The sequence below is a fragment of the Peribacillus sp. Hz7 genome (assembly GCF_042136355.1).
GTDB classification, from domain to species: Bacteria; Bacillota; Bacilli; order Bacillales; family DSM-1321; genus Peribacillus; species Peribacillus asahii_A.
This window is the reverse complement of sequence record NZ_JBHHJV010000011.1, coordinates 37,060-63,334: the sequence shown is the minus strand read 5'-3', so window position 1 is coordinate 63,334 and position 26,275 is coordinate 37,060. Positions and strand designations below refer to the sequence as shown.

At 37.4% G+C, this 26,275-nt stretch carries 24 protein-coding genes, 1 pseudogene and 1 riboswitch; of the genes and pseudogenes, 23 read left to right on the top strand and 2 right to left on the bottom strand.

The features are described from left to right. Positions 1–73: 73 nt before the first annotated feature. From thiC to bluB, 8 genes are all read left to right on the top strand, one after another. Positions 74–1,807 (top strand): phosphomethylpyrimidine synthase ThiC, encoded by a 1,734-nt coding sequence (thiC, locus tag ACE199_RS15205; protein ID WP_375350532.1) that lies wholly within the window; start codon positions 74–76, stop codon positions 1,805–1,807. A 316-nt stretch (positions 1,808–2,123) separates the two neighbouring features. Continuing rightward, on the top strand, positions 2,124–2,357 hold the full coding sequence (locus ACE199_RS15200) for a hypothetical protein (RefSeq protein ID WP_375350531.1): 234 nt from the start codon (positions 2,124–2,126) through the stop codon (positions 2,355–2,357). A 30-nt stretch (positions 2,358–2,387) separates the two neighbouring features. Then, positions 2,388–3,104 carry a hypothetical protein gene (locus ACE199_RS15195; protein ID WP_375350530.1) on the top strand — a complete coding sequence of 239 codons (717 nt, stop codon included), beginning with the start codon at positions 2,388–2,390 and terminating at the stop codon, positions 3,102–3,104. A 41-nt stretch (positions 3,105–3,145) separates the two neighbouring features. After that, entirely contained in the window at positions 3,146–3,853 is a 708-nt protein-coding gene (locus tag ACE199_RS15190) for a hypothetical protein (RefSeq protein WP_375350529.1), read from the top strand. 534 nt (positions 3,854–4,387) lie between these two features. Further along, entirely contained in the window at positions 4,388–4,600 is a 213-nt protein-coding gene (locus ACE199_RS15185) for a DUF4176 domain-containing protein (protein WP_375350528.1), read from the top strand. A 552-nt stretch (positions 4,601–5,152) separates the two neighbouring features. Continuing rightward, positions 5,153–5,644, top strand: a complete 492-nt coding sequence (locus ACE199_RS15180) for a PCYCGC motif-containing (lipo)protein (RefSeq protein WP_375350606.1) — start codon at positions 5,153–5,155, stop codon at positions 5,642–5,644. Between the two features lie 309 nt (positions 5,645–5,953). Further along, positions 5,954–7,177, top strand: coding sequence for an MFS transporter (locus ACE199_RS15175; RefSeq protein ID WP_375350527.1), 1,224 nt, complete (start codon positions 5,954–5,956; stop codon positions 7,175–7,177). 62 nt (positions 7,178–7,239) lie between these two features. Next, positions 7,240–7,417, top strand: a riboswitch (cobalamin riboswitch). Positions 7,418–7,486: 69 nt separating this feature from the next. Further along, entirely contained in the window at positions 7,487–8,143 is a 657-nt protein-coding gene (gene bluB / locus ACE199_RS15170) for a 5,6-dimethylbenzimidazole synthase (RefSeq protein ID WP_375350526.1), read from the top strand. A 209-nt stretch (positions 8,144–8,352) separates the two neighbouring features. On the opposite strand, the gene ACE199_RS15165 is transcribed toward bluB, so the two are convergent. Then, positions 8,353–9,051, bottom strand: a complete 699-nt coding sequence (locus ACE199_RS15165; protein WP_375350605.1) for a DUF421 domain-containing protein — start codon at positions 9,049–9,051, stop codon at positions 8,353–8,355. Positions 9,052–9,231: 180 nt separating this feature from the next. Between ACE199_RS15165 and ACE199_RS15160 the strand changes: the two genes are divergently transcribed. From ACE199_RS15160 to ACE199_RS15130, 8 genes and pseudogenes are all read left to right on the top strand, one after another. Continuing rightward, positions 9,232–9,996 (top strand): 3-hydroxyacyl-CoA dehydrogenase, encoded by a 765-nt coding sequence (locus tag ACE199_RS15160; RefSeq protein ID WP_375350525.1) that lies wholly within the window; start codon positions 9,232–9,234, stop codon positions 9,994–9,996. Positions 9,997–10,033: 37 nt separating this feature from the next. Then, a complete protein-coding gene (locus ACE199_RS15155; protein ID WP_375350523.1) occupies positions 10,034–11,179 on the top strand; it encodes an acyl-CoA dehydrogenase family protein in 1,146 nt (381 codons plus the stop codon). Between the two features lie 21 nt (positions 11,180–11,200). Continuing rightward, the gene (locus ACE199_RS15150) at positions 11,201–12,352 is read left to right on the top strand and encodes a thiolase family protein (protein WP_375350522.1); all 1,152 of its coding nucleotides are present in this window, start codon (positions 11,201–11,203) and stop codon (positions 12,350–12,352) included. Positions 12,353–12,384: 32 nt separating this feature from the next. Further along, positions 12,385–13,944: a fatty acid--CoA ligase gene (locus ACE199_RS15145; protein WP_375350521.1), complete on the top strand. Its 1,560-nt coding sequence runs from the start codon at positions 12,385–12,387 to the stop codon at positions 13,942–13,944. A gap of 321 nt (positions 13,945–14,265) precedes the next feature. Beyond that, positions 14,266–14,458: pseudogene (locus tag ACE199_RS23515) on the top strand (transposase); the annotation flags it as partial. Beyond that, the gene (locus ACE199_RS15140) at positions 14,435–15,313 is read left to right on the top strand and encodes a transposase (RefSeq protein WP_375350520.1); all 879 of its coding nucleotides are present in this window, start codon (positions 14,435–14,437) and stop codon (positions 15,311–15,313) included. The pseudogene ACE199_RS23515 and the gene ACE199_RS15140, both read left to right, overlap by 24 nt. Before the next feature lie 204 nt (positions 15,314–15,517). Beyond that, on the top strand, positions 15,518–16,114 hold the full coding sequence (locus ACE199_RS15135; RefSeq protein ID WP_375350519.1) for a DedA family protein: 597 nt from the start codon (positions 15,518–15,520) through the stop codon (positions 16,112–16,114). A gap of 171 nt (positions 16,115–16,285) precedes the next feature. After that, complete coding sequence (locus ACE199_RS15130; RefSeq protein WP_375350518.1) at positions 16,286–17,170, top strand: fumarylacetoacetate hydrolase family protein; 885 nt, start codon at positions 16,286–16,288, stop codon at positions 17,168–17,170. Between the two features lie 82 nt (positions 17,171–17,252). Here the strand turns inward: ACE199_RS15130 and ACE199_RS15125 are convergent, their stop codons facing one another. Continuing rightward, a complete protein-coding gene (locus ACE199_RS15125; protein WP_375350516.1) occupies positions 17,253–18,575 on the bottom strand; it encodes a UDP-glucose dehydrogenase family protein in 1,323 nt (440 codons plus the stop codon). 288 nt (positions 18,576–18,863) lie between these two features. Between ACE199_RS15125 and ACE199_RS15120 the strand changes: the two genes are divergently transcribed. From ACE199_RS15120 to ACE199_RS15090, 7 genes are all read left to right on the top strand, one after another. Then, entirely contained in the window at positions 18,864–20,057 is a 1,194-nt protein-coding gene (locus ACE199_RS15120; RefSeq protein WP_375350604.1) for a hypothetical protein, read from the top strand. A 124-nt stretch (positions 20,058–20,181) separates the two neighbouring features. Then, complete coding sequence (locus ACE199_RS15115; protein ID WP_375350515.1) at positions 20,182–21,129, top strand: SDR family NAD(P)-dependent oxidoreductase; 948 nt, start codon at positions 20,182–20,184, stop codon at positions 21,127–21,129. After that, positions 21,113–22,054 carry a lysylphosphatidylglycerol synthase transmembrane domain-containing protein gene (locus ACE199_RS15110; RefSeq protein WP_375350514.1) on the top strand — a complete coding sequence of 314 codons (942 nt, stop codon included), beginning with the start codon at positions 21,113–21,115 and terminating at the stop codon, positions 22,052–22,054. The genes ACE199_RS15115 and ACE199_RS15110 overlap by 17 nt, the downstream gene beginning before the upstream one ends. Then, the gene (locus ACE199_RS15105; RefSeq protein ID WP_375350513.1) at positions 22,051–23,511 is read left to right on the top strand and encodes an alkaline phosphatase family protein; all 1,461 of its coding nucleotides are present in this window, start codon (positions 22,051–22,053) and stop codon (positions 23,509–23,511) included. The genes ACE199_RS15110 and ACE199_RS15105 overlap by 4 nt, the downstream gene beginning before the upstream one ends. Positions 23,512–23,516: 5 nt before the next feature. Further along, entirely contained in the window at positions 23,517–24,314 is a 798-nt protein-coding gene (locus tag ACE199_RS15100) for a glycosyltransferase family 2 protein (protein WP_375350512.1), read from the top strand. A gap of 39 nt (positions 24,315–24,353) precedes the next feature. Continuing rightward, positions 24,354–25,109 carry a hypothetical protein gene (locus tag ACE199_RS15095; RefSeq protein ID WP_375350511.1) on the top strand — a complete coding sequence of 252 codons (756 nt, stop codon included), beginning with the start codon at positions 24,354–24,356 and terminating at the stop codon, positions 25,107–25,109. 45 nt (positions 25,110–25,154) lie between these two features. After that, entirely contained in the window at positions 25,155–26,057 is a 903-nt protein-coding gene (locus ACE199_RS15090) for an FTR1 family iron permease (RefSeq protein WP_375350509.1), read from the top strand. Positions 26,058–26,275: the final 218 nt, after the last annotated feature.

Genomic DNA, 26,275 nt, shown 5'->3' with positions numbered 1-26,275 from the left:
TTTATACAGATCCCGGTTTTTTCATGCCGCTTGGGAATCAGATTTCGTCCTATAACTAAAGGAGGAATTGATGATGAGTGAACAAAAGAACGTCGTAATGACAAGTTTTCCAGCTAGTAAAAAAGTATTTGTAGAAGGATCACAACCAAGTATAAGGGTTCCTTTCCGTGAGATTGAACAGTCTCCAACTGTGACAGCGCGAGGGGAAGAAGTAAATCCGCCTATCCGTGTCTATGATACGAGTGGTCCCTATACGGATCCACAAGTGAAGATTGATATTGAAAAAGGTCTACCATCTGTACGGAGCGAATGGATTCGTGATCGTGAAGATACCGAGGAATATATCGGGCGTGAAATAAAGCCTGAAGACAATGGCTATAAAAATATCGATCAAGGAAAAGAATTTGTATTTCCTGGATTAAAAAGAAAGCCGCTTCGTGCAAAAAAAGGAAAAAATGTGACACAAATGCATTATGCGCGTCAAGGAATCATTACACCTGAAATGGAATACATTGCGCTACGAGAAAATATGGACGCTGAATTTGTTCGTAAAGAAGTAGCGGAAGGTCGAGCAATTATTCCTTCTAACATTAATCACCCAGAAAGTGAACCAATGATTATTGGCCGCAATTTTTTAGTGAAAATCAATGCCAATATCGGTAACTCTGCAGTGACTTCGTCGATTGATGAAGAAGTGGAAAAAATGACGTGGGCTATTCGCTGGGGAGCCGATACAATGATGGATCTCTCTACAGGGAAAAACATTCATACAACACGAGAATGGATTATTCGCAACTGCCCAGTTCCGGTGGGAACAGTCCCAATTTATCAGGCGCTTGAAAAAGTGAATGGTATTGCTGAAGATTTAACATGGGAAGTGTTCCGAGATACATTAATTGAACAAGCGGAACAAGGGGTGGATTACTTTACGATTCATGCGGGAGTACGCCTTCCATATATTCCACTAACAGCGAAACGCACGACTGGCATTGTATCTCGGGGCGGCTCGATTATGGCGCAATGGTGTTTAGCTCATCATCAAGAAAGCTTCTTATATACACATTTTGAAGAAATATGTGAAATTATGAAAGCATACGATGTTGCTTTTTCATTAGGAGATGGGCTTCGTCCGGGTTCGATTGCTGATGCGAATGATGATGCCCAATTTGCAGAGCTCGAAACGCTCGGTGAATTAACGAAAATTGCCTGGAAACATGATGTGCAAGTGATGATTGAAGGACCAGGTCATGTACCGATGCATAAAATTAAAGAAAATATGGATAAGCAATTAGATATTTGTATGGAAGCGCCGTTCTATACGCTTGGGCCATTAACGACTGACATTGCACCAGGCTATGATCATATTACGTCAGCCATTGGCGCAGCGATGATTGCTTCATACGGAACAGCGATGCTTTGCTATGTAACACCGAAAGAACATTTAGGCTTACCAAATAAAGACGATGTGCGCGATGGGGTTATTACGTATAAAATTGCCGCTCATGCAGCCGATCTTGCAAAAGGACATCCTGGAGCAGAACTTCGCGATAACGCTCTTTCAAAAGCACGATTTGAATTCCGTTGGCGTGATCAATTTAATTTATCACTCGATCCAGAGCGAGCGATGGAATACCATGATGAAACACTGCCAGCAGAAGGAGCTAAAACCGCTCATTTCTGTTCAATGTGCGGCCCGAAATTTTGCAGCATGAAGATTTCTCATAACATTCGTGATATGGAAGTAGATAAAGCGCTAGAAGAGAAAGCGGAGGAATTCCGTCAGAGTGGTTCAAAGATTTATCAATAATAGCATCAGTAAGCTCCTTTCTTTTGAAGGGAGCTTGTTTTTTTATAATGAATCGTTTCATAGATTTGGATCAATTTGTCGATTCTTTGAACTACTCACCACTTAATTTCTAACGAAATTTGAAGTGGGAGTCTTCTGTCGGGAGATGATAAAAAATCAGATCGGTTCTTTCTTCCTGTGAAACGATTTTACTCTAACAGGGAATAAGGCTCATTTTTGGTATATCCTTCATCAATAGCATTGAGACTTCTAAATTTTTTATGATTTAATAGATTTGTGAGAAACATTAATTGAGAAAATTGCTGGAGATGCAATTGTGGATGCAGGGCTAGGAGCTGTATCGTTAGCTGCGGGAGCTGTAGTGGTTTCAATTGCTGGTATGTTTGGTGCACCTTTAGTAGGAGTAGCTGCTATTGGGCTTGGTGCTTCTCTCGTTACTACGTATTTGACAGATGGTATTAAGATAGGCAAGGATGAGAAAAACCTTTCTGATGGACTCAAGGATGGAGTGCAAAAAGGAATTAAAACAGTTGCAGGTTGGATGAAGTAAATGACAATCAAGAAATTAGGTGGTTTATACATGTTGAAAATACCACAACATAAAAGATTTAATCAATTACCAGGACATATTCAAGACCAGTTACAGCCTTTACCTGTTTATCAGATTAAATTTGTTATTGCAGGTAGTACATTTTTAATGCTGGATGCTTTTGTTCTTGTACCTTTACTTTTTCCGTATATAAAGGCTTTTCTGTATGTCATTTTACCTTTATTAGCAGGAATAAGTGTATGGGCGATCTGGCTTTTGTGTAAGAAAGTAGAAGATATAGAACTAGATTCTATATTATTTAGTGGATATTTAGGTATAGTTGGTGCAGTTAGTTATTTTCTTATGGGGCTAAAGTATTCCTATATAGGAGGAATACAATCACCCATCTTTTATATTGTGATGTGTGTATTATTTCTCGCGACGGTCTATTTTTCTATCCTTCAGCAATATAAAAAATATGGTTCAATTGAAAAACGGCCAAAGAAGAACACACCAGCTTGGCAATACACATTGGTTCGTGTTTCCGTTCCTGTAGGATATATTATTGCTCAATACATAATGGGACTTTCTCCAACCTTAGTTCTTGTTGTGATGACTATTGTTTGGTATGGTTTTTCTTACTTTTTTATTTGGTTATTAGCGAAATATTTTCATAAATACTTTTTTATGAAGGAAAATATTCACTTTGTTTATTTTTCTAATAAGGAATTGAATCGAAAAATAAGAGGACTTGACAGTAAGAAATGATAGTCTTATGGATTACTTTCATTTTTCAGGTGATTTAGTACATGTTAACAATCAGCAAAGATATAAAACGAAGAGATTTACCCGATCATATTCAGGAAGGATTAACCCCTTTTTCTACAGTGCAAATTAAAGGAATGATTTTTGCTTATACCTTCCTTCTTCTTGATTTTCTTATTATCATGCCACTCCTTTTTCCGGTTATCAAACCGATTCTTTATGTAACATTTCCTTTAATGGCCATGATTAATATTTGGGCAATCGCGCTTCTGATTAGAAAACCAGAAAAAACCGAAATGGAATCCCTTTTATTTATAGGTGGTTCAGGCATCATCGGATCATTTTGTTACTTTATGTTAATTCTTAAGTATTCGTATATGTTAGGATTTATATCACCAATTTATTATGTAATCTGGTTTATCATTTATGCAGCGTTAATTTATTTTTTTGTGCGTCAACAAATAAAAAAATATTCGTCTTTGGAAAAACAATCAGAGAAGAAAACACCGGCTTGGCAGTATACCTTGGTAAGTATATCAGTACCAGCAGGATATATTGTGGCACAATATGTAATGAGCTTTTCTCAATCAATCCTCCTTTCGATTATGATGTTGGTCTATTGGATTTTTTGTATCTTTTTTATTTTTATAATGGCTAGGTCGTTTCATAAATATTTTTTTATTAAGAAAAACATGCATGTAGCGTACTTTGCCAATAAAGAACTGTATCGGAAAGTAAGAGGATTGGATTGAGAGAACGGGCAGAAATGTAGGTTGAAAAATGTGAATAAAAAAGTGAGGATATAACATGAAGCAGAAATTATTACCTAATGGTTCGATTGTAGTACTAGAAGGCGGGAATTTGAACTACCCACCACTTAGCTAAAGCTTGAAGTGGGGGATTCCTGCGAACACCAGTGTATCCACTAGTTATTTAGCAGGCTAACCCTGTCGCACCGACAGTTAGCAGTGCAGACGGCTTATTAGCCTCCTGCGCGGTGTTGCTATTTTGTACGTTGAACTCGCCACACGCCCTACTCTGCTTGGTTTTCGCTACTTCGGTGCGTGTGGAGGCGATTAGAACGTTGAAGATTTTACGCGACAGACGTTTTTCCTGTCACAACCTCCTATCTTCAGTTTTCAAAGAACAACTTACAGGAATATTCTACCATACAAACAAGTGTTTTGGCTACCGCCAACTGACATTCATCTCCCACCTACTCATTGGGCTATTGCCCTTCATATTCCTTGAGGATGGGGGTCTTCTGTCGGGAAAAGATAAAGTTAATGATTTACGGAAGAAAACAAATTCTGATGACGGAAGACGATCAACAGGGAACGATATATGATTATTTAGCTGTCCCTTATCCAGAAGGCTATATATCACAGGAGTATACGTATGTGTTTAATCATGCTAATATCGTTAAAGTCATCTTTGAAGGATTTGCTAATGAAGAAGAGGAAGAGTTCCAAACTGTATTGGAGCAGGTTAAACAATAGGCTTCATTGATAGAGAGAAAAACAAAAAATTAAAAGGCGAGACATAGCTTGTGAGCACTCTCTTTTTTATTTTGATAATACGTATTGAAGGAATGAAAAGTATTGGTTTGTAAAAAAAGGAAGTAAACGGCCAAAGAAGAACACACCAGCTTGGCAATATACATTGGTCCGTGTTTCCGTTCCTGGAGGATATATTATTGCTCATTACCTAATGGGACTTTCTCCAACCATTGTTCTTGTTGTCATGATCATTGTTTGGTATGGTTTTTCTTATTTTTTGTTTGGTTATTAGCTAAATATTTTCATAAATACTTTTTTATAAAAGAAAATATTCAGCTTGTTTATTTTGTTAATAAGAAAATGGGGAGAAAAGCAAAAGGATTGAATTGAGAGAATGGAAGGAAATCAAAATTAATTCATTTACCCATTTTTTGTAAAAAAATCCTATCAATTGAATGTTGATAAATTTGCTTTAAGAAAACATTAACTTTGAAGAAGCCCCACTTTTTCTAGTAAAATAATAAAAACCAAATTTTTCTAGAGGTGTATATGATGAGATGGAAAAAAACAATGCTAACATTTGGAATTTGTTCTACCCTATTACTTGGAGCTTGTTCTAGTAAAGAAGAAAGTCATGATAATCATCCAATTCATACGGAACATACAGATTCAGGTGATATTCGTGAAGAAACAAGCGGGATAGGAGAAATGCCTGAATTTCTAGCGGATAAACCAGAGGATATGCAGACCATCTATGCAGCTGCTGCTAAACATCAAAAGCTATTAGAACAAATCCCTTGTTATTGTGGATGCGGGGAATCGGCCAACCACAAAAACAATTACGACTGCTTTGTGTTTGAAAACAGAGAAAGCGGAGCTGTTGTCTGGGATGATCATGGGACGAAATGTGGTGTCTGTTTAGAAATTGCCGCTCAGGCAGTAGTTGATTTTAACAACGGAAAAACGGTAAAAGAAATACGAAAGGCAATTGATCAACAATATAAAGACGGATATGCAAAGCCAACGGATACGCCGGAAGTGTGAATTTTATTGGTAATTTAATGAAAAAATGTATTGAAAAAGAAGAAAAAACAATGTAACATAGGTACATCTTAAATCGAAAGGGTGACCATAGGACGATGATTAACTAATCCTGTTTTAAAGAATAGATTCGTTATATAATACGAAGTTATTTTTGAATGGGATTAGTCTGTACTTTAAAAAAATCATCGAAGTTGTAGTACATGGTGTACTATGTCTTTTTCTATGGTTTTTGACGACCTCCTATCCAAAAATAACGGATGGGAGGTTTTTTGTTGTCTCCCATAATCATTAATAGAAAAGGGGAATGTTATGTCACAATTATTGAAAAATCGATTTGTTCAAGCGATTTTCCTATCCGCATTGTTTCTTCAAATAGGCATTTGGGTGAGGAATTTTGCGATTTTGTTATTTATTATGGAAAAAACCAATGGAAATGCTTTTGCTGTTTCCATGATCTCTGTTGCTGAATTTGCTCCGATTTTTATTTTTTCTTTTATTGGCGGGACATTTGCTGATCGTTGGCGGCCAAAAAGAACGATGGTATGGTGTGATATATTAAGTGCTATTTCGGTTTTTGCGGTAGTGCTCACACTAGTGTTTGGTTCTTGGCATATTGTCTTTTTTGCTACATTGATTTCGTCGATTTTATCGCAGTTTTCTCAGCCGTCGGGGATGAAACTCTTTAAGATGCATTTAAGCCCGGAATTGCTGCAGTCAGCGATGTCGATTTACCAAACGATTTTTGCTGTCTTTATGGTGCTTGGGCCTGTTCTTGGTACGATGATTTTCCAACAATTTGGAATTGTTGTGTCGATGATTGCTACAGGAATAGCCTTTCTTCTTTCTGCAGTGATGCTTCTATTCATTCCAGCTGACCATAAAACAGAGGATGAACAGACAGCTACAACCTTACTTGAAGATATGAAAAGCGGCATTCGTTATGTTCTCGCTAAAAAGGAATTGAAGCTACTTGGAATTTGTTTTATGGCTGCAGGACTTGCAATCGGACTTATTCAACCTTTAGCGGTTTTTCTTGTAACAGAACGATTAGAGTTAGCAAAAGAAAATTTACAATGGCTGTTAATGGTGAATGGAGTCGGAATGATTTTGGGAGGAGCGGCTTCTGTTATATTCTCTAAATCTCTTCTTCCGCAAAAGCTTTTAGTAATTGGGATGTTAGCCAATGCAATTGGGATGAGTGTGATTGGTTTTTCAACAGACCTTACATTAACTCTTGTCGCTGAATTTGTGAACGGATTTTTCCTCCCATGTATTCAAGTCGGCATTAATACGATGATTTTACAAAACACAAAATCGGAATTTATTGGAAGAGTGAACGGTACGTTAAGTCCGCTTTTCTCTGGAGCGATGGTATTAACAATGAGTATTGCTGGTATTTTAAAAGAAATGTTTTCAATTATTATGATTTTTGAAGCAGCTGCGATTCTATTTATTATCGGACTTTTGTTTATTCTGCCAATCTATAACATGCAAGCATCAGAGAGTGTTGAAGGAATGCTATCAAAAGAGTAAAATCTTGACTTATTATATGAGTCATGGTAATTTAGTTTCGGATAACAATAGTATTGGACATATCATCTAAACGCCATATTGGTGCTTCCATGTGGAAGAGAATAGGGAAATCGGTAAAACGATGCGGAGCCCGCCACTGTAGTTGAGGAGTCGCTGTCATAGCCACCGGATTTATTTCCGGGAAGGGACAGACTGACGTTGAATCATAGCCAGGAGACCTGCCAGTATTGGATGTTCTGAGATTTGGCAAATTCTCAGCCTATTTAGGCTGGGAATTTTTTTATTGTCTAAAAAATTGGAGGGATTAGTATGAACAAGTTAAGTGAAGCAGAAAAAAGTGGAGTCTATAAAGCGATTTTTAATCGAAGAGATATTCGGACCTTTTTACAAACACCGATTCCGGATGAAACATTATATAAACTATTAGAAGCGGCTCACAGTGGCCCATCAGTTGGATTTATGCAGCCATGGAATTTTATCATTATCAAAGATGACGAAACAAAGAAAAAACTAGCTGCCATCGTTGAAAAAGAACGACGCGCGCTTGCGATTCATTATGAAGGAACGGATCGCGAGTTAACCTTTTTAGATTTGAAAATTGCTGGAATTCTTGAAGCACCTGTCACAATTTGTGTGACATGCAACCCATTCAGTGCTGGTGACCATGTATTAGGAAGAAACTCAATCCCTGAAACGGATTTAATGTCCACAAGCTGTGCCATCCAAAACATGTGGCTTGCTGCTTATGCAGAAGGACTAGCGATGGGCTGGGTAAGCTTTTATAAAAAAGCCGATGTCCGAACGATTTTAGGTATCCCCTATCATGTGGATCCAGTCGCTTTACTTTCCGTTGGTTATACGGAAAATTATCCGGATCGACCTTTGCTAGAGATTTATAATTGGGAGAAACGACAACAATTGGATGGAATGATTTTTGAGGGGGAGTGGGGAGGTCGCTCTAAATAAGTCAATAACTATGTACTTTGTAAATAGATAAGTATATTTATAATGATATTAGTTGAAAGTTTAAGAGGGGAATCCTGTTGACTTTGAATAACTATTGCTTTTAAAAAGATTGCGAACCTCCATCAATGTAGCGTATACAGGGAGGTTCGCGAATGTCTTTCTTTTGAACCAACAACACCAGTTAGCCACACTACGGCATAGCATCCTCCTTAGTTAGAGGGTGAGGATTGAAACTGATAAGTCTGTACAAAAATCCCGTCTCCCTCCAACCATTCAGCGATAAAAACATCTTTATAATCTGAAATATCTTGTGATGAGAGTTGCACCTTTAACCAATGTTCATCAAATCCTAAATCTTTTAGTTCATCCCACAGTACTTCTCCATCACGAATGAGCGTAACAGGAACGTAAACAGGTGTCCCTGAAAGATTGAAATCCTGCAATGTTGTTTTCTGATACTGTGGTTTTTTTAAAATGCTAATAGAACCGTTCGCCTCTAAATAACAAAAGGCCACTTCTCGAATCGAAAAGGTTTCACTTTGCCGAAGTAAGCTTTGTAACTGATTAATATTCATCCGATTTTTCCTTAGCTCTTCTCGATCAACGACTCCATTTTTAATAAGAGCAGATGGTTTTCCTTCAAAAAGGCCACGAAACCATAAAGATTTTTGTCCAAGATATTCGACTATAAAGAGCAAAATTCCCCATAATACCATGGAGTATATAACATAAAGAATCCCAATTTGATGATCGTATAAGGCGTTGCCTAGTAATTCTCCTAATACTATAGCGGAAATAAAAGTGAAAGGTGTAATTTGATTAATAATTTTCTTGCCAACGAATTTGATGATTATAAAAAGCAGAAAAAATCCCGCAATCAGTTCTATTGTTAAATGCATGATTTTCATGCTATACATACTCCGATCTTTAAACATGATGATAACATTCCTATTTATCTCCAAATCGTAGCTGTTATAATACGAACTTTTTGTAAAAAAAACCATAAAAAGGGTATTAATATATGAATTTTCGAAATAGTCATGCTAATATAAAAGTATATTTCAAATATTTGGGGGAGGGGTGCTCGTATGAACATTCAAGATTCAATTGCCATTGTAACGGGTGGAGCTTCTGGTCTTGGGAAGGCGACGGTACAACATATTGTGGAAAATGGCGGAAAGGCCGTCATTCTTGATCTTTTTGAAGAGAATGGTGCGCAACTTGCTAAGCAGTATGGTGAGTCCGTTTTGTTTGTGAAAACCGATGTAACGAAGGAAGAGGACGTTCAAAGAGCTGTCGATCAAGCCGTTCAGCGATTTGGTCAGATTAATACTGTTGTCAATTGTGCGGGAATTGCTATTGCAAAAAAGGTTTTAAGCCGTCGAGGGATTCATGAATTGGAAGCGTTCTCAAAAGTGATTTCTGTTAATTTAATTGGCACGTTTAATGTGATTCGTTTAGCTGCAGAGAAAATGGCTCAAAATGAAGCAAATGAATCAGGAGAAAGAGGGGTTATTATTAACACCGCTTCAGTTGCCGCTTTTGAAGGTCAAATTGGACAAGTTGCATACAGTGCTTCAAAAGGTGGAGTCGCTGGGATGACGCTGCCCCTTGCCCGTGAATTTGCTTCAAATGGCATTCGTGTCGTATCGATTGCTCCAGGCTTATTCCACACACCGATGGTTGATGCACTGCCGGAAGAAGCGATGATTGCTTTAGGAAAAATGGTACCATTCCCATCTCGTCTTGGTTATCCAGAAGAATATGCGAAATTAGCAGAAAGCATTATAACGAATCCAATGCTGAACGGGGAAACGATTCGTTTAGATGGCGCGATTCGTATGCAGCCGTAAACAAAATAGACTATGTTGCCCAAAGGGGGACTTACTGTTGAAGCATCCATATTTAACAGATGATCATGCTATTTTTCGTCAATCACTGCGTAAGTTTTTAGAAAAAGAGGCTGTGCCTTTTTATGAACAATGGGAAGAAGATCGAATCATTCCACGTTCATTTTGGAAAAAGCTTGGGGAACAAGGATTTTTAGCTCCAGATTTACCAGAAGAGTATGGTGGTTCAGATGTGGATTGGGGTTTTTCTGTTGTGGTCAATGAAGAGCTTGAACGAGTTGGTTCGAGTTTAATTGGCGTGGGACTTCATAACGATATCGTTGTTCCGTATATTTCTGCTTATGGAACTAGAGCACAAAAATCGCGTTGGTTACCAAAATGTACGACGGGGGAGTGTATTACTGCAATTGCGATGACGGAACCAGGAGCAGGATCGGATCTTGCCAGTATTAAAACAACAGCTGTCTTAGATGGCGATCATTATATTGTGAACGGACAAAAAACATTTATTACAAATGGGATTCATGCGGATTTAGTGATTGTCGCTTGTAAAACGGATCCAAACGCAGTTCCTAAGCATAAAGGGGTTAGCTTATTAGCGATTGAAAGGGATACGCCAGGTTTTTCAAGAGGCAGAAAATTAAACAAAGTCGGTCTACATAGTCAAGATACAGCAGAGTTGATCTTCGAAGATTGTCGTGTGCCAAAAGAAAATTTAATTGGTGTAGAGGGCAAAGGTTTTACTTATTTAATGGAGAAATTGCAACAAGAGCGGCTTGTTGTTGCAATTTGTGCGCAAGCAGCATCAGAGGATATGCTCCAAGAGACGATTGAATATGTGAAAAGTCGCGAAGCGTTTGGAAAATCCATTAGCAAGTTTCAAAATACCCAATTTAAAATCGCTGAAATGGCAACAGAAATTAAAATGGGAAGAGCCTTTCTCGACCAATTAATCGCAAAGCATATCGCTGGTGAACATGTAGTAACCGAGGTATCTATGGCTAAATGGAAATTAACAGAGATGGCTCGAAACATTTCAACTGCCTGCATGCAGCTTCATGGTGGATATGGATATATGGAAGAATACAAGATTGCTAGACGCTATCGAGATATTCCTGTAGCCAGTATCTATGCCGGTACAAATGAAATAATGAAAACAATCATTGCCAAAAATCTAGGGTTGTAACCGTTTAGAGGGGGAAGTAGGATGCGCGAAGTGGTCATTGTTGAAGGAATACGTACACCAGTTGGAAGAAGAAATGGGGTTTTTAGAGATATTCGTCCAGATGATTTAGCCGCAGAAGTGTTGAAGAAGTTAGTGGAGAAGACAGGCATTGATGCAGCGATAATCGATGATGTCATTCTCGGTTGTGTCTCACAAGCAGGAGAGCAAGCGGGTGATATTGCGCGCGTTGCTTCGTTAATTGCGGGATATCCGATTGAAGTTCCAGGTGTAACGCTGGACCGCCAATGCGGATCTAGTCAACAAGCTGTTCACTTTGCCGCTCAAGCGATTCTTGCTGGCGATATGGATGTAATAGTTGCAGGCGGAGTAGAAAATATGTCGCGCGTACCAATCGGTTCGAACTACCAAGGTACTAAACCAAGTCAAAAATATGTAGACAAGTATGAAGTGATTCATCAAGGGCTTTCTGCGGAGCGAATTGCTGAGAGATGGGGAATCACCCGCGAAGAATGTGACCAATTATCTGTAGAAAGTCATGAGCGCGCTCTTCGTGCACAACGTGAAGGATATTTTGAACGAGAAATCATCCCGATTGTTGGAAGTGATAAAGAAGGAAATCCGACCGAAGTGAGGGAAGATTCCGGTCCACGACCAGGAACGACGCTTGAGGTGTTAGCGGGGTTAAAAACGGTGTTTAAAGAAGATGGTGTTATCCATGCCGGAAATTCAAGCCAAATTAGTGATGGTGCAGCTGTGTTACTTTTAATGGAACGAAAGAAAGCAGAGGAGCTTGGATTAAAGCCTCGTTTTAAAGTAAACACTCGCGTTGTTGTTGGTTCAGACCCAACTCTGATGTTAACGGGTCCGATTCCAGCAACTCAGAAAGTATTAGAGAAATCAGGACTTTCCATAGACGATATCGATGTGTTTGAAGTGAATGAAGCATTTGCGCCCGTCGTGTTAGCTTGGTTGAAAGAAACAGGAGCAGATTCGAAGAAGGTAAATCCAAATGGTGGAGCGATTGCACTTGGTCATCCGCTTGGAGGCAGCGGTGCTCGTTTAATGGTGACGCTTATGCATGAACTAGAACGTACAGGTGGAAGATATGGGCTGCAAACAATGTGTGAAGGCCACGGTATGGCGAATGCAACGATTATTGAAAGACTAGATTGATCATTTATTTATATTGAAGGAGGGAAAAAGATATGTCCAAAACGATTAGCGAGATTTTCGAAAAGACAGTAAACACATTCCCTAACAAAGAAGCACTATACGATGTCAGAAGAAATAGACGCTTCACCTTCAAAGAATGGAACAATCAAGTAGATGCCTTGGCCAGAGCTTTAAAGAATGAAGGAGTTAAAAAGGGAGATCGGGTGTCAACGTATCTCTATAATAATGAAGAGTTAGCAACCGCTTTCTTTGCTTGTGCTAAAATTGGAGCGGTATTTAATCCAATTAATTTTCGTCTAATGGCTGAGGAAGTTGCTTATATTCTACAAGATGCCGAGCCAAAAGTAGTCTTATTTGAACAAGCATTAGAGTCCGTTGTTTCAGCAATAGAAAAGCGCTTTTCACAAACGGCTTTTTGGTATATTGATGAAGATATTCCGTCTTATGCAGCAAGTTATCATAAAAAAGTATCATCAGCTCCACCTTTACTTATAGATGAAGAAGTAACAGAAGACGATTGGTATGCAGTGATGTATACGAGCGGGACAACGGGAAGACCAAAGGGAGTTGTTCATCTTCATAAAGAGATGGTTGTACAAAGTGATATTTTATCAAAGGCGCAAAAATTGGAAAGCGATGATGTCGGCTTAATTACAGCTCCGATGTTTCATTGCGCTGAACTACATTGCGCTTTTTTACCTAGAGTGCAGGCTGGCGCTAAAAATGTCGTTTTACATCAATTTAAGCCAAACACGGTATTAGAATTGGTTGAAAAAGAAAAAATTTCAAAACTATTTGCTGCGCCGACGATGTGGAATATGCTGCTGCAGGAAGAGTTATCGAAGTATGATTTACGTAGCTTGAAAATAGGTTTATATGGTGCTGCACCAATGGCACCAACGCTTGTACTCGCTTGTCAGGAAAAGCTGGGGATTCGATTCGTTCAAGCGTATGGAATGACCGAAATGGGGCCAGCGATTACATTGCTGCTCGAAGATGACCAAGTAAGAAAGGCGGGGGCAGCAGGTCAAGTCTGTTCTGAGCATGAACTGATTATTGTGCGTCCAAATGAAGATGGTCCTTCGGATCCTGATGACCGACTCCCTCCAGGAGAAACCGGCGAAATTCTAGTGAAGGGTCCTTGTATGATGAAGGAATATTTTCAACGAGAAGAAGCAACCGAAAAAGCGCTTTATAAAGGGTGGTATCATTCCGGTGATATTGGCTATTTAGATGAAGAAGGTTTCTTATATGTCAAAGACCGCGTGGACGATATGATTATTTCAGGTGGTGAAAATGTCTATCCACGTGAAGTAGAAGATACACTGTATGAACATAGCGATGTTCTTGATTGTGCGGTGATTGGGCTACCTGATGAGCATTATGGAGAAACGGTTGTGGCCTTTGTTGTTGCTAAAAATCCATCTTTAACCGATGGCGAATTAGAAAATTGGTGTAAAAATAGTGATACCTTAGCTAATTATAAGCGACCACGCAAATATATTTTCTGTGATGCCCTACCGCGTAATGCGAGCGGAAAAATTCAAAAGTTTGTGTTACGGAAGCAATTAGATGAACTGTTTGCTGAATAAAGTCATAATTAGTTAACTAGACAAGGGAGACTCAATAGGTCGTTACATAACGACGTTTTTGAGTCGCTCTTGTCTTGTTAAACCTGAAGTATACTTATCTTATTTTTAGCACCATATTAATTGGAGGTGATAGAGGTGAATAAGAAAAACAATCAACAGCAACCAAATAAGGATTTGAAAGAGATTCTCGGCTTCGAATAGGGCGTGGCTTATGCCACGTTAACTATCCGACATATGTTCAGCTAAACATGTACAAAAAAGTACTAATATAATGTCCTTATTTTCCTTAAATCTTTTAACATATGTTATCGGTATCATGAGGTGAAAGATTGGGCGGACGTAAAACATGGTAGGGGATATGTGTACGCCATTCAGTACCAGATTGTATTGTATGGTGCGTCAAATATCGCCATAAAGATTAAAAGGTGTCTCTGCAAGATGACTATTTAAAGAGTTTCCGAGCTTAAAAAAGAAACTGTGGGGTGGTCATTTGTGGAATCCCCGTTACTTCGTTCAATTTGTATTAGAAGGTTTTCCGCCAAAGAAACGTAATCAAAACTATTCCGAGGATAAAAACGCTCGTGTTGGATTAGATATTGGCACATCCACGCTCGCCATTGTTTCAGAAAATGAAGTGAAGCTGCTTGAGCTGGCAGAAGGTTTGTCCGTAGAAGAACGCAAAAAACGTATCTTACAACGTAAATTAGATCGTCAGCGTAGAGTGAACAACCCTAACAAATACAATGAAGACGGCACAATCAATAAATCAAATCGAGAGAAATGGATTCAAAGTGAAAATTACAAGAAAACTCGAAAAGAATTAGCGGAAGCGAGCCGAAAGGTAGCTAATAAGAGAAGACTTGCGCACAACCAACTAGCAAACCATATTCTGTCGTTAGGTTTGGATGTCCGAGTTGAAACAATGAACTTCAAAGGGCTTCAAGCAAAAGCAAAGAAAACAGAGGTTAGTGAAAAGACTGGACGGTACAAACGGAAAAAACGTTTTGGAAAGTCATTAGCGAATCGTGCGCCATCGATGCTTCTTTCGATTATCGACAACAAACTAAAATATTTCGGCTTATTCCTAAAGCGGATTGACACCGCTAAAGTAAAAGCCAGTCAATTTGAACACTTCACGCAAACTTACGTGAAGAAAAAACTCTCAAAACGTTGGAACCACTTCGAACAAGGTGATGTTCAACGTGATTTGTATAGTGCCTTTCTAATCATGAATACAAAAGATAATCTATGCGAGATAGATGTTAGACGAGCAAATGAAACATGGAACCACTTCTTTGATAAACACGAACAGGAAATAGAACGAATGAAACATTTGAATAAGAAACAATTAAGTAGTATCGGTTTGTAAAACTTCGATACAAAAGGGTTTTGAACCGAGCCCACAGGGTGATAATGGTAACAATGGTTGCCTTGTCCATGAAAGTCTAAGGGAAATAGCTTAGTGGCTGATGTCATCCGAAAACGAGTTTTCGGTCATTCAGACGAAGGCTGAATGAAAGTACCTTAGAACCTCGTGACTTTAGTCATGAGAGGTTCAGAAAGGTTGTGTATTATGCAAGAACAGTTGAATTATTTAATAGAGCATTATGGATATTTAGGCGTAACGGGTGTTTTAATTGCTGGAATAGTTGGCTTACCGCTTCCTGATGAAGTTATTCTTACATATGTTGGCTATAATGTATCTAAAGGGGAAATGTCCTATATATTAGCCTTAATTTGTGTGTTTATTGGAGCAATCGTAGGAATTTCTATTAGTTTTCAGCTAGGAAATAAATTAGGTTTGCCGTTTATACGTAAATTTGGTCCTAAGTTTCATTTAACAGAAAAAAGAATTCATACAACCGAAAAGCTATTCAATAAGTTTGGCCCTTATTTATTGTTTATTGGTTATTTTATTCCTGGTGTTCGACACATAACAGCTTATCTTGCTGGTATTAACTCTTTATCATTTAGGGAATTTGCTTTATATGCTTACTCTGGCGCCATTTTATGGGGCTTTACTTTTGTTACTTTAGGTAGAGAACTAGGGAATAGTTGGCATAAAGTCGAATTTTATATGTCTCAATACAGCATTTATTTTATTTCTTTAGTGCTCATGATTTTATTATTCGTTATGTATTTGTATTGGAGAAAGGGATTAATAAAATAACTATAAAATAATTTTAAAATTTAGCTACTAGGGGGACTATGAATCATTCTATCATTTATAATTTTTAAATATTTTCAATGAAGAATAGTGAGAGAAGACAAGTGGTCTGCAAGTGGTGAATAATACCATGCTATAATAGATATATTCTACAAATATAGAAGGTGAAAAATAATGAAGTTTATAACAGCTCAAAAACATGGACAATCTTTTGTAGGTGTTTTAGATGTTTCAGAAGCATTGGTGTTACCATTGACAAAGAAAGAACATGGATTTGATTTTCCTAAAACGATGATTGAATGCATTGAATTAGGAGATGAATTTGTCAAGCAAGCAGAGAGAGTATTACAACAAGCGAGTCCATCTGATTTTCTTGAGCTTGGTGCAGTTGAGCTGTTGGCTCCCATCCCTCGTCCTCGAAAAAACATCTTTTGTGTCGGGAAAAATTATCAAGAACATGTAATTGAAATGGGAAGTAAGGATGATATTCCTGAACATGTGATGGTGTTTACGAAAGCGCCAACTACTGTAATTGCTTCTGGAGCACCGATTTTATCTCATCAAGAGGTAACTGAACAGCTGGATTATGAAGGAGAGTTAGCCGTTATTATTGGAAAAGAAGGGAAAGCGATTGCGAAAGAAGAAGCGTTAGATTATGTATTTGGTTATACAATTTTAAATGATGTAACAGCGCGAGATTTGCAGTCGCGCCATAAACAATTTTTTATCGGAAAAAGTTTAGATGCTACTTGTCCTTTAGGTCCATGCATTGTTCACAAATCAGTCATTACAGATCCGAATGCTTTGCAGATTGAAACAAAAGTAAATGGAGAAATTAGACAATCTTCTGAAAAAGAAAAGATGATTTTTTCAATTTCTGAGATTATTTCTGTGTTGTCACAAGGAATGACCCTTGAACCGGGGGATATTATCGCAACGGGCACACCATCAGGGGTAGGAAAAGGCTTTAATCCACCTCGATTTTTACGAGCGGGAGATGAAATTGAAATTAAGATTGATCAAATTGGGGTGTTAAAGAACACCGTTGCCAATTTGTAAAGGTGCTGCTTACATAAATAAATTAACCCCACCAACGATGGTGGGGTTAATTTATTATGCATAAAAAAGAATACAACATAAATTATTTCTTTGCCTTTACTATGGCAGGTCTGCCCACTGAATAATAATCAAGGTTATATTCAGAAACGACCTTTAGAGGATAACAATTTCGACCATCGAATATTACTGGATTATGCATCAATTTTTCATATTTTTCTAGTGAGAATTCTTTTATTTCATCCCAATCAGTCGTAATAAAAACCATGTCTGTATTTGTGATAGCTTCTTCAATAGATTGAGCATAATAAACCTTTTCGCCTAATATCTTCTTTGTTTCTTCTAGGGCTAATGGGTCGTAAGCTGTAACGAATGCTTCTTCTGTAACTAGCTCGGAAGCGATATCAATAGCAATTGATTCACGGACATCATTTGTATTTGGTTTAAAGGCTAATCCTAAGATTGCAATTTTTTTATTCTTTAAGTGACCAAAATGTTGCTTTGCTTTATGAATTAATACATATCTTTGTTGTTTATTTACTTTTATGACGGATTCTAAAATTTTAAGTGGCTGCTCTACTTCAGCAGCTTTTTGAAGTAAAGCATGAGTATCTTTAGGAAAGCAAGAACCTCCAAATCCAATTCCTGCTTGTAAGAATGGAGTGCCGATTCGTAAATCTAGCCCCATTCCATATGCTACTTCTTCTATATTAGCACCAACCTTTTCACATAGGTTTGCGATTTCGTTTATAAAGCTTATTTTAGTTGCTAAAAAAGCATTGGAGCTATATTTAATCATTTCCGCACTTAAGATATCTGTTTTCATAATAGTAGTGTCAAAAGGTCTATTGATTTCTTCGATAATAGCTGCTGCTTTTTCACAATCTGCCCCAATAACAATCCGATCAGCAGAAAAGGTATCATAAATAGCAGCACCTTCTCTCAAAAACTCGGGATTAGACACCATTTCAACATGAACTGCATGTATTAAATTTTTTTCAATTAATTGCTTAATTAATTTATTAGTGCCAACTGGAACCGTACTTTTCGTGACGACGATTACTTCTTGCTTCGTCACATGCTTACCAATGGTTTTTGCTGCCTCTTCTATATATGTAAGATTAATCCCTCCATTTTCATTAGTAGGTGTTCCAACTGTAATATAAATAATCTCTGCATCTACTAATGCTTCTTTTGGACTAGATGTAAAACGTAATTGGCCTGTATCAAGATTCTTTTTCAATAAATCATTCAAATCAGGTTCATAAAAAGGAGATATTCTCTTATTCATTAATGTAATATTCTTTTGATCGATATCATAACATACAACTTGGTGGCCTATTTCTGCTAGGGTTACACCAGTTACCAGTCCTACATGGCCTGTGCCGACAATTGTTATATTTCTCATAGCTATTTCCTCTCAAAACCTTGTATTCTGCAATGGATCAGGGATTCACAAGTAATACCCTTTTTCACATCTTTAAGAATAACACAAATAAGTGGCGGAAGGCGTAGCCCCTTATTTATGGAAGTCCTATATCCAAGAATAACCATTTTTCTAAATTTATAAAAAAAGAGCATTTTTCTTGAAAAATTCGATTGACTATGTCCAACATTATCGGTACAATCAAAATTGTTAATGAATTTCATTATCAATTACAATATCAATTACATATAATTTCAATCGACGGGGGATATTACAGTGAGAAAAAAAGAATTATCAGCAATCTTTGCTAGTTTTTTAGTAGCAGGTACAGTTTTGACAGGTTGCAACACAAGTGAGACAAGTAATAATGCTAAAGAGGAAAAACAAGAACAAACTGAAAATAAAGAGGAGAAAAAGGAAAGTTCAGAAGCAGCAGAAGTGAATTATGCTCAAGTTTTCCAAGAAGCCGTTACTGAGCTGGAGAAAGCAAAAGAAGGCAAAGAAGTAGATTTTGATAAAGTAACTGAACTTTATACGAATAATCTGCAAAAGCTAGCACAAGATAGAGATGCTGAGTTTGAAGATAAAGTTGATCAGCATATTACAACTGCCCTACAAGCAGGGAAAGATGGATCTATGGATCCAGTAGTTGTAAAGCAAATTTTTGATAAATTGATGCAAAAAGTATTTTATACAACTATGAAACACGAATTTATAGAAGTAGAAGAAAACTGGGATAATAAAGAAGCGGTAAAAGAAGAAGTTGAAGAAGCAAAAGAGTATTATGAAATCCTTCAATCTACAGTAGAAAAACGTGATGCTGCTAATGGAACGAAGATGGTTGATGTCATTGCTGGTGGATTTGCTGAGATTGACAAAGCTGTTGAAGCGAATGATCAATTAGGATTCCAGCTTGGTAAGCAAGTGATCGATAAAACTTTGATTAAGACTTTCTATTTAGCTACAGGTAATATTCCAAACGGTTATGCAGCAAAAGCGGCCGAGGCAGCGAAGAAAGATAAAGAAGAAGCAAAAGTGGAACAAGCGGAAGGTTGGGCATTCTATCAGTCTATCTATGGGTATTTGAATGGACATGCTCCAGAAGAAGCTGCCTTTATTCTACAACAATTTGATTTACAGAACGACGTAACAAAATTGGACCCTGAGCAAGTGAATAAGGCATTCGTTCGTGGATATGCAAAAATTGCTTTAGATGAATATAAAGAAAGCCAAGAATATTGGGGAGAAGATAAATCTCCTATCACTGCATTAGAAGGTGCTTTATTTATAGATGTTATTGATAAAGAATTGAAAGATATGCTAGGTGAAGAAGCTTACAGCAAACTTACTCAAACAGCACAACAATATCTTGAGGCAGCAAAAGCAAAAGATAAAAAAGCTGGTGAGCCATTAATCAAGGAACTTCAAGAAACGTTACAAACAGTAGTGGAACAGGCAAAATAAGTGTGACTGCACTGGGAGGAAAACCTTGTACAAACAAGGTTTTTTTCCTATGTGAAGTGTCTTTTAGATGAAATTCACCTCACTGAGTGAAGTTTCACTTTATGATAATGATTGAGGTGATACCATGAAAATTATTGTTACTGGCGGTGCAGGTTTTATAGGAAGTCATCTTGCTAAAAGATTAATACGGGAAAACCATGAAGTATATGTAATAGATTGCCTTCATCCCTATTATTCAATTGAGAGAAAAAAGAAACAATTAGAACATATAGAGAGCTTCGGTTCGTTTCACTTTATTCAAAAAGACTTATTAGATAAAGAAGAGATGGAAGCTATATTTAAGCAGATCTCTCCATATGCAGTTGTTCATTTGGCAGCATTACCCGGTGTAGCGTATTCTATTGAACAACCTCTTACATATGTTGATTATGATATAAAGGCTACCATTAATGTTCTTGAAGCTTCCGGTAAAGCAGGAGTTTCCAAGGTTGTATTTGCTTCTTCCTCTTCGGTTTATGGAAACCAATCTGGACCTTTTACAGAAGAAATGGCCAATGGAAACGTCATTTCACCCTATGCAGCATCCAAATTTTCAGCCGAATCTTTTTGTCGGGTTTATGAGTACTTATATGGATTCCAGGTGAATATTTTAAGATTTTTTACTGTTTATGGCCCTTGGGGACGTCCTGACATGGCCATTGGGAGTTTTATCAAAAAATTATTGCGTGGCGAGGAAATAACAGTTTTCGGTGAGGGAAGGGCACGAGATTTTACCTACGTAGATGACATTATAAACGGTATTTATTTATCGTTAACTCATTTATCGAACAGTGAGGTTATGAATCTTGGCTCGGGAAGACCCATTTTAATGGAAGACCTTTTACATGAATTGAAGTTTCATTTTCCTAATATGAAAATGAAAAAGGAAATATCGCGTATTGGGGATGTAGTGAAAACCTGGGCAGATATAGGAAAAGCACAACGTCTGTTAGGATATGAGCCCAAAGTTGACTTTCATCAAGGGATCGCTGCAACGGTAAAGTGGGCAAGAGAAAATGAAAGCATCCTTTAGAGGTACAGTAAAACTGATACTAGCTGTGTTAATTCTTATAGGATTCATTGTGTTAACGCTTCATTACTTTGATGGTAAATATGTTTGGAATAGCTTGATCAAACTTTTTCACCATCCTTTTTTGCTTGTATTAATCTTCAGTGTATATTTGCTTTCTTTCTGCCTTAAAGCGATTGCTTGGAAGCTGTACTTACAAGGAAGAGCACGCTTTTCAACCTGTTTGTTGGGAATCTTATATAGTTTATTCGTTAATCACTTGATACCCATTAAAATTGGGGATTTAGTGAGAATGAAAATTTTAAGTATGAGGGATTGCCATATAAAAAATGAGGAAGCCATTCATTCAGTTATCGTACTTCGAATGCTAGATATGATTTCTTTAATAGGAATTACATTGATTGGTTTATTAAGTTTAAAAGTAAGGTTTGTCATGCCGTTTTGGATGATTATACTTGGTATCGTTATTTGTAGCTTTACGTTGTTGATTATGAAAAAATATGCCGAAGAATTTTTGAAGAGACATATTTCTCTATTTAAAAATGCCTTTTCAGGTAAAAATGGTTTTGTTATTATTTTAATGACCTTCATGAGTTGGACTTTAGAAGCTGGAGTGCTTTATTTTACAGTAATCGCCCTTTCAGGAGACCTATCGTTTTTGGAAGCTGTGTTTGCAAATAGTGTGACCATTGCAGGACAGGTTTTTCAAATAACTCCGGGTGGAATAGCTAATTATGAAAGTTTCCTTGTATTTGCTTTAAGTGTTGTAGGGTTTACTATGAAGGATGGATATACAATTGCAGTTTTGACTCATGCTATAAAATTCTCTTTTTCTTATTTAGCGGGTGCAGTCGTTTTTGTCATATATCCTATCTCATTGAAAACTGTTAAAGAGTGGATCAAGGTAAGAGGGGTGACAGGAAAATGAAAAGTGCGTCTAAATTTGAAAAAGTGGCTGCACGTTGCTGGAATTTGCTAAATGAGGGGAAACCCTTTACACCAATATTTGTTTTTGGAACTTTTGTTTTGTTTCATGCTGCTGTTTTGGGATCTTTAGAAGGAATCTTAGATCTTTTGGGAGCATTTCTGTATGTGATTCCATTATTAATTCTCTTTTTTATTTATGATTTTCCATTGTTGTTAAGAAATTATTTATGGATTCCTTTTGTTGTTTTTTTAATTGTTTTTAAAGAAGTAGATATTGGACTGCTTTTATTTTCAGCAGCTCTATATTTCTTTTTTACGGTATTTTTTTGGGGAACCTTATATTATCACCTGAGAATAGGCACGTCTTGGCTTAATTTCACCCGCTTTTGGAAGCTCGTATTAAAAAATAGTGACTCTACAAGTGGGAACGCACAGGAACAATTGCCGAAGTTTTTATTAGTTTTATCGGTTTGGGAACTGCTTTTTGAAAAAAATAAGGCTGGACAAGAAATTGAATTACTAAGTTTAGTTCTCTTTTATGTTTTTATATTTGTGTTTGCGTACATACTTCACCGAAATTTATTTGACTGGAAACCGAAAATTTATAACAGTTATACCAAAAATAATTTTCCACAACCGAATGAAGCTCTCTCAAAAAAAGTAATAGTTATTGTAGTGGATGGAATGAGAAAGGAGCGTTTTTATGAAGCAGAAACTCCTTTTATGGATTCATTAAAACAAAACGGTACAGAATATACGAATATGGAAACGGTCTATCCTGCAAGAACCGTTGTATGCTTTAGCTCTATGTTCACAGGTACCTATCCATTTGAACATGGTATGACTTCCAATATGGTATGGAAATTAGGAATTAAAGTAGAGAGTATTTTTGATTCGTTAAGAAAGGTTGGGAAAAAGGGCAGACTTCTTGGAATCGCTCATTTGGTTGATTCAATGGGGAGTGATGTTGAAACAGTAACGGCAGTTATGCATAACGATAAAGCAGATCCTAACATCATGCAAAGGGCAAAGAAAATCATGAAGGAGCAGGACCCGGATTTGTTCATTGTTCAAATGATTGCTACAGATCAGACCGGTCATAGCCGAGGCGTTTTATATGATGAATATTTACAAAAAATCCATGAAGCAGATGTATTAATAGAGGATTTTGTATCTTGGCTTGAGAAAGAAGGCAAGATGGAGAATACGACCTTGTTTATTTGTGCGGATCATGGACAAGCGGATGGCATTGGAGGACATGGACATTTAGATGAAGGTGAAAGATTTGTACCTTTTATTGTACATGGTCCAAATATTGAAAAAGGCAAAAAGGTTGAAGAAAAGCATAGTCTCGTTTCATTAGCACCAACATTATCCTACTTGTTAGGAGCTCCTTTTCCTAGCCATAGCCGTGGAAAAGTATTGTTGGATGCAATCATTAAGAAGAAAGAGGATTAAATAGCATGAAGAAGCAGCAAGTCATTGTCTTTCTGCCTGCTTTTAATGAGGAAGAGTCGATTGGAGAAGTCATCAAAGGCATCCCCAGACATTTTCATAATCAGGTAGATGTTAAAGTTTTAATCATCGATGATGGGTCAAAAGATCAGACAGTAAACGTGGCAAAAAAAGCGGGCGCCGATTATATTGTTAGTTTTGGCAAGAATCGTGGATTAGGAGCGGCTGTTCGGGCAGGATTAAAAGAAAGCTATGAAAGAGGAGCAGATATTGCCGTTATGATTGATGCCGATGGAGAATACCCTGCGAATGAAATTCCTAATTTATTGCTTCCTATTTTCCGAGGTGAAGCTGATTATACAATGGGCTCCCGTTTTTTAGGAACCATCAAAGGAATGAAGCTTCATCGTCGTTTGGGTAATTATGTCTTTACTTTCCTTCAATGTATTTTACTCCGAAAATGGATTTTTGATGGACAGTCAGGGATGAGGGCCTTTACAAGGCAAACTCTCGAGCATGCCGAAATCGTGCATGATTATAATTATGCCCAAGTTTTAACTTTAAACCTTGTTAGAAAAGGTTTTCGAGTAAAGGAAGTTCCTATTTCTTATCGAGTTCGCTCAACAGGAGAATCTTTTATTACGTTTAAAGGTTATCTTTCATCTGTTTTACCGGCAATATGGAAAGAGGTAAAGAGACCTATACAAAAGGTACATGTAGAGATGGATGCTCACAAGTTAGAAAATATGAATCATTATCAATTAAAAGAGAGACATCAAGGGAAAGATGTATTAATTGCAAAATAGAAATGAACATAATCATGATTGATGTAGGAGGATTGTAAGATGAAAAGATTAGTATTTTGTTTCTTATTGATATTTGCTCTAAGTCATTTAATTTCATTACCTGCCAATGCTTACAGCTATGGAGATCCGAATGAAGAGGAGCTAGCCAATGTTTATAAAGAAATGCTTATTGAATTAGATAAGAATCCTTCAGATTATGCAACAGCACAAAAGCACTTTGAAACAATTAAAAAAGAAATCGACATGCATATGGGGCCTGAGCCAGCCAAAATTATTCTACAAAATTTAGAAGATGAAAATAAAGAAGAAACAATTAAGAATATGGAGAAGCTCCTTGTGTTAAATATTGCAAGACGTTTAGAAAATATCGAAAAGAATTTTACTGAATATGAAACGAGCAAGCGTCTGCTGGCAAAAGGATTTGCTACTTATGAAGCTTTATCTCCCAAGGTAGAAGCGAAAAATCCAGAATTGCATAAACAAATTGATGCTGAATTCGATAAAGCTCTAGCTTCTTTAGGAAATCCAGGACTTTTTGGAGTAGGGGAAAAAGAAGCTGATCAAAAGGCTTTTACGGAAAGCAAAGAGAAAATATTATCCGCTCTTCAAAAAGAATTTAAGCTGAAGAGCTTAGAAGTGGGGCATTTCTCAGAAAGCGCTACTGAACCAGCTAGTCAAAAAAAGAAAGAATGGACGGATATTTCCAATTTGCGAAATTGGATTCCGCTTGTATTAATCATCGGTGTAATTGCTGCTATAGTTATTGTTACTATACGCAAGAGATCTAGACGATAACAGTGTTTGTAGGATAAACAACTAGGGAAGAGGGGGAAGGCGTCTGTGGAGATACAAGCTTTATTAATTACCTTCCGTGAAGTGCTTGAAGCATTGCTTATTGTTGGAATCATTACAACATACTTAAAGAGAATGGACAATGGACAATATACAAAGTATGTTTGGTTGGGTGCAGGTCTTGCCGTTTTAGCGAGCGTAGGTGTGGCCATGTTATTCCAAGTCGTGTTAACAGGCTTCGCTTCAATGGGAAGTGAAATGTATTTAAAGATAAGCATCATGGTTATTTCTACCCTGTTGTTAACTCAAATGGTCTTTTGGATGGCCAAGCATAGCAGGGATTTAAAAGGGGAAATGCAAGGGAAAATGGACAGCTTTATCTCAACAGGAAATATTGTTGGTATGGTCATTCACTCCTTTTTAGTCGTATTGCGTGAGGGAGTTGAAACCGTATTTTTCTTTGCTGCCATTACCGGTGGAAACATCGGCGCTGCTATGCAGGGCTGGGGTGCTATTACGGGTGTGATTATTGCAGCAGTTGTAGCTTATTTATTCTTTAAAGGAACGATGAAGGTGCGGCTTAGCACTTTCTTTAAGGTAACTGGTGTTTTCATTATCCTGATTGCAGCCGGACTTCTAGTTCAAGCTATTTCAATGATGCAGGATCTGGAGATTATCGGAAGTGTAATCCCTCATTTATATGATATAACGTGGTTTTTACCTGAGCATCCAATCGATTATGATCACTATTTGCGCGATCATGGGGTAGCACCATTGTTGTCAGGAGATATCGGTATTTTCCTTAAAGCATTGTTTGGTTATTCTTCTATGCCATCTTTAGAAGAAGTCGTTGCTTATATTGGGTACTTTGTAGGCATTTATTTATTAACGTCTAATAAATCGGTAAAGAAAACAGAAAATGCAGAGCAGACAGAGCGAATGGGAAAATAGTATCATAAAGTGAAACTTCCATCAGTGGGGGGCTTTCATCCATCACTGATGGTTAGTTGAACCAATCGGACCTTTACGGGCAGTTGACCCCCACCTATCTTCTTTTAATCCTTATAAGCTTGAGGTGGTGGTCTTACTGCCCGTTAAGTGTGGGATAAAATTCCTCTCTAATGAAAAGTACAAGGCCATCGCCTTGTGCTTTTCCATGTATATAGTAG

Bases quoted from the DNA above. Each gene is read 5' to 3' on its own strand.
- ACE199_RS15165 (WP_375350605.1), bottom strand. From the start codon at position 9,051: ATGAAAATCATGCATTTAACAATAGAACTGATTGCGGGATTTTTTCTG.
- ACE199_RS15110 (WP_375350514.1), top strand. From the start codon at position 21,113: ATGAAAGCATCCTTTAGAGGTACAGTAAAACTGATACTAGCTGTGTTA.
- ACE199_RS15130 (WP_375350518.1), top strand. From the start codon at position 16,286: ATGAAGTTTATAACAGCTCAAAAACATGGACAATCTTTTGTAGGTGTT.
- ACE199_RS15160 (WP_375350525.1), top strand. From the start codon at position 9,232: ATGAACATTCAAGATTCAATTGCCATTGTAACGGGTGGAGCTTCTGGT.
- ACE199_RS15190 (WP_375350529.1), top strand. From the start codon at position 3,146: ATGTTAACAATCAGCAAAGATATAAAACGAAGAGATTTACCCGATCAT.
- ACE199_RS15115 (WP_375350515.1), top strand. From the start codon at position 20,182: ATGAAAATTATTGTTACTGGCGGTGCAGGTTTTATAGGAAGTCATCTT.
- ACE199_RS15105 (WP_375350513.1), top strand. From the start codon at position 22,051: ATGAAAAGTGCGTCTAAATTTGAAAAAGTGGCTGCACGTTGCTGGAAT.
- ACE199_RS15175 (WP_375350527.1), top strand. From the start codon at position 5,954: ATGTCACAATTATTGAAAAATCGATTTGTTCAAGCGATTTTCCTATCC.
- thiC (WP_375350532.1), top strand. From the start codon at position 74: ATGAGTGAACAAAAGAACGTCGTAATGACAAGTTTTCCAGCTAGTAAA.
- ACE199_RS15135 (WP_375350519.1), top strand. From the start codon at position 15,518: ATGCAAGAACAGTTGAATTATTTAATAGAGCATTATGGATATTTAGGC.
- ACE199_RS15195 (WP_375350530.1), top strand. From the start codon at position 2,388: ATGTTGAAAATACCACAACATAAAAGATTTAATCAATTACCAGGACAT.
- ACE199_RS15150 (WP_375350522.1), top strand. From the start codon at position 11,201: ATGCGCGAAGTGGTCATTGTTGAAGGAATACGTACACCAGTTGGAAGA.
- ACE199_RS15145 (WP_375350521.1), top strand. From the start codon at position 12,385: ATGTCCAAAACGATTAGCGAGATTTTCGAAAAGACAGTAAACACATTC.
- ACE199_RS15180 (WP_375350606.1), top strand. From the start codon at position 5,153: ATGAGATGGAAAAAAACAATGCTAACATTTGGAATTTGTTCTACCCTA.
- ACE199_RS15185 (WP_375350528.1), top strand. From the start codon at position 4,388: ATGATTTACGGAAGAAAACAAATTCTGATGACGGAAGACGATCAACAG.
- ACE199_RS15100 (WP_375350512.1), top strand. From the start codon at position 23,517: ATGAAGAAGCAGCAAGTCATTGTCTTTCTGCCTGCTTTTAATGAGGAA.
- bluB (WP_375350526.1), top strand. From the start codon at position 7,487: ATGAACAAGTTAAGTGAAGCAGAAAAAAGTGGAGTCTATAAAGCGATT.
- ACE199_RS15095 (WP_375350511.1), top strand. From the start codon at position 24,354: ATGAAAAGATTAGTATTTTGTTTCTTATTGATATTTGCTCTAAGTCAT.
- ACE199_RS15125 (WP_375350516.1), bottom strand. From the start codon at position 18,575: ATGAGAAATATAACAATTGTCGGCACAGGCCATGTAGGACTGGTAACT.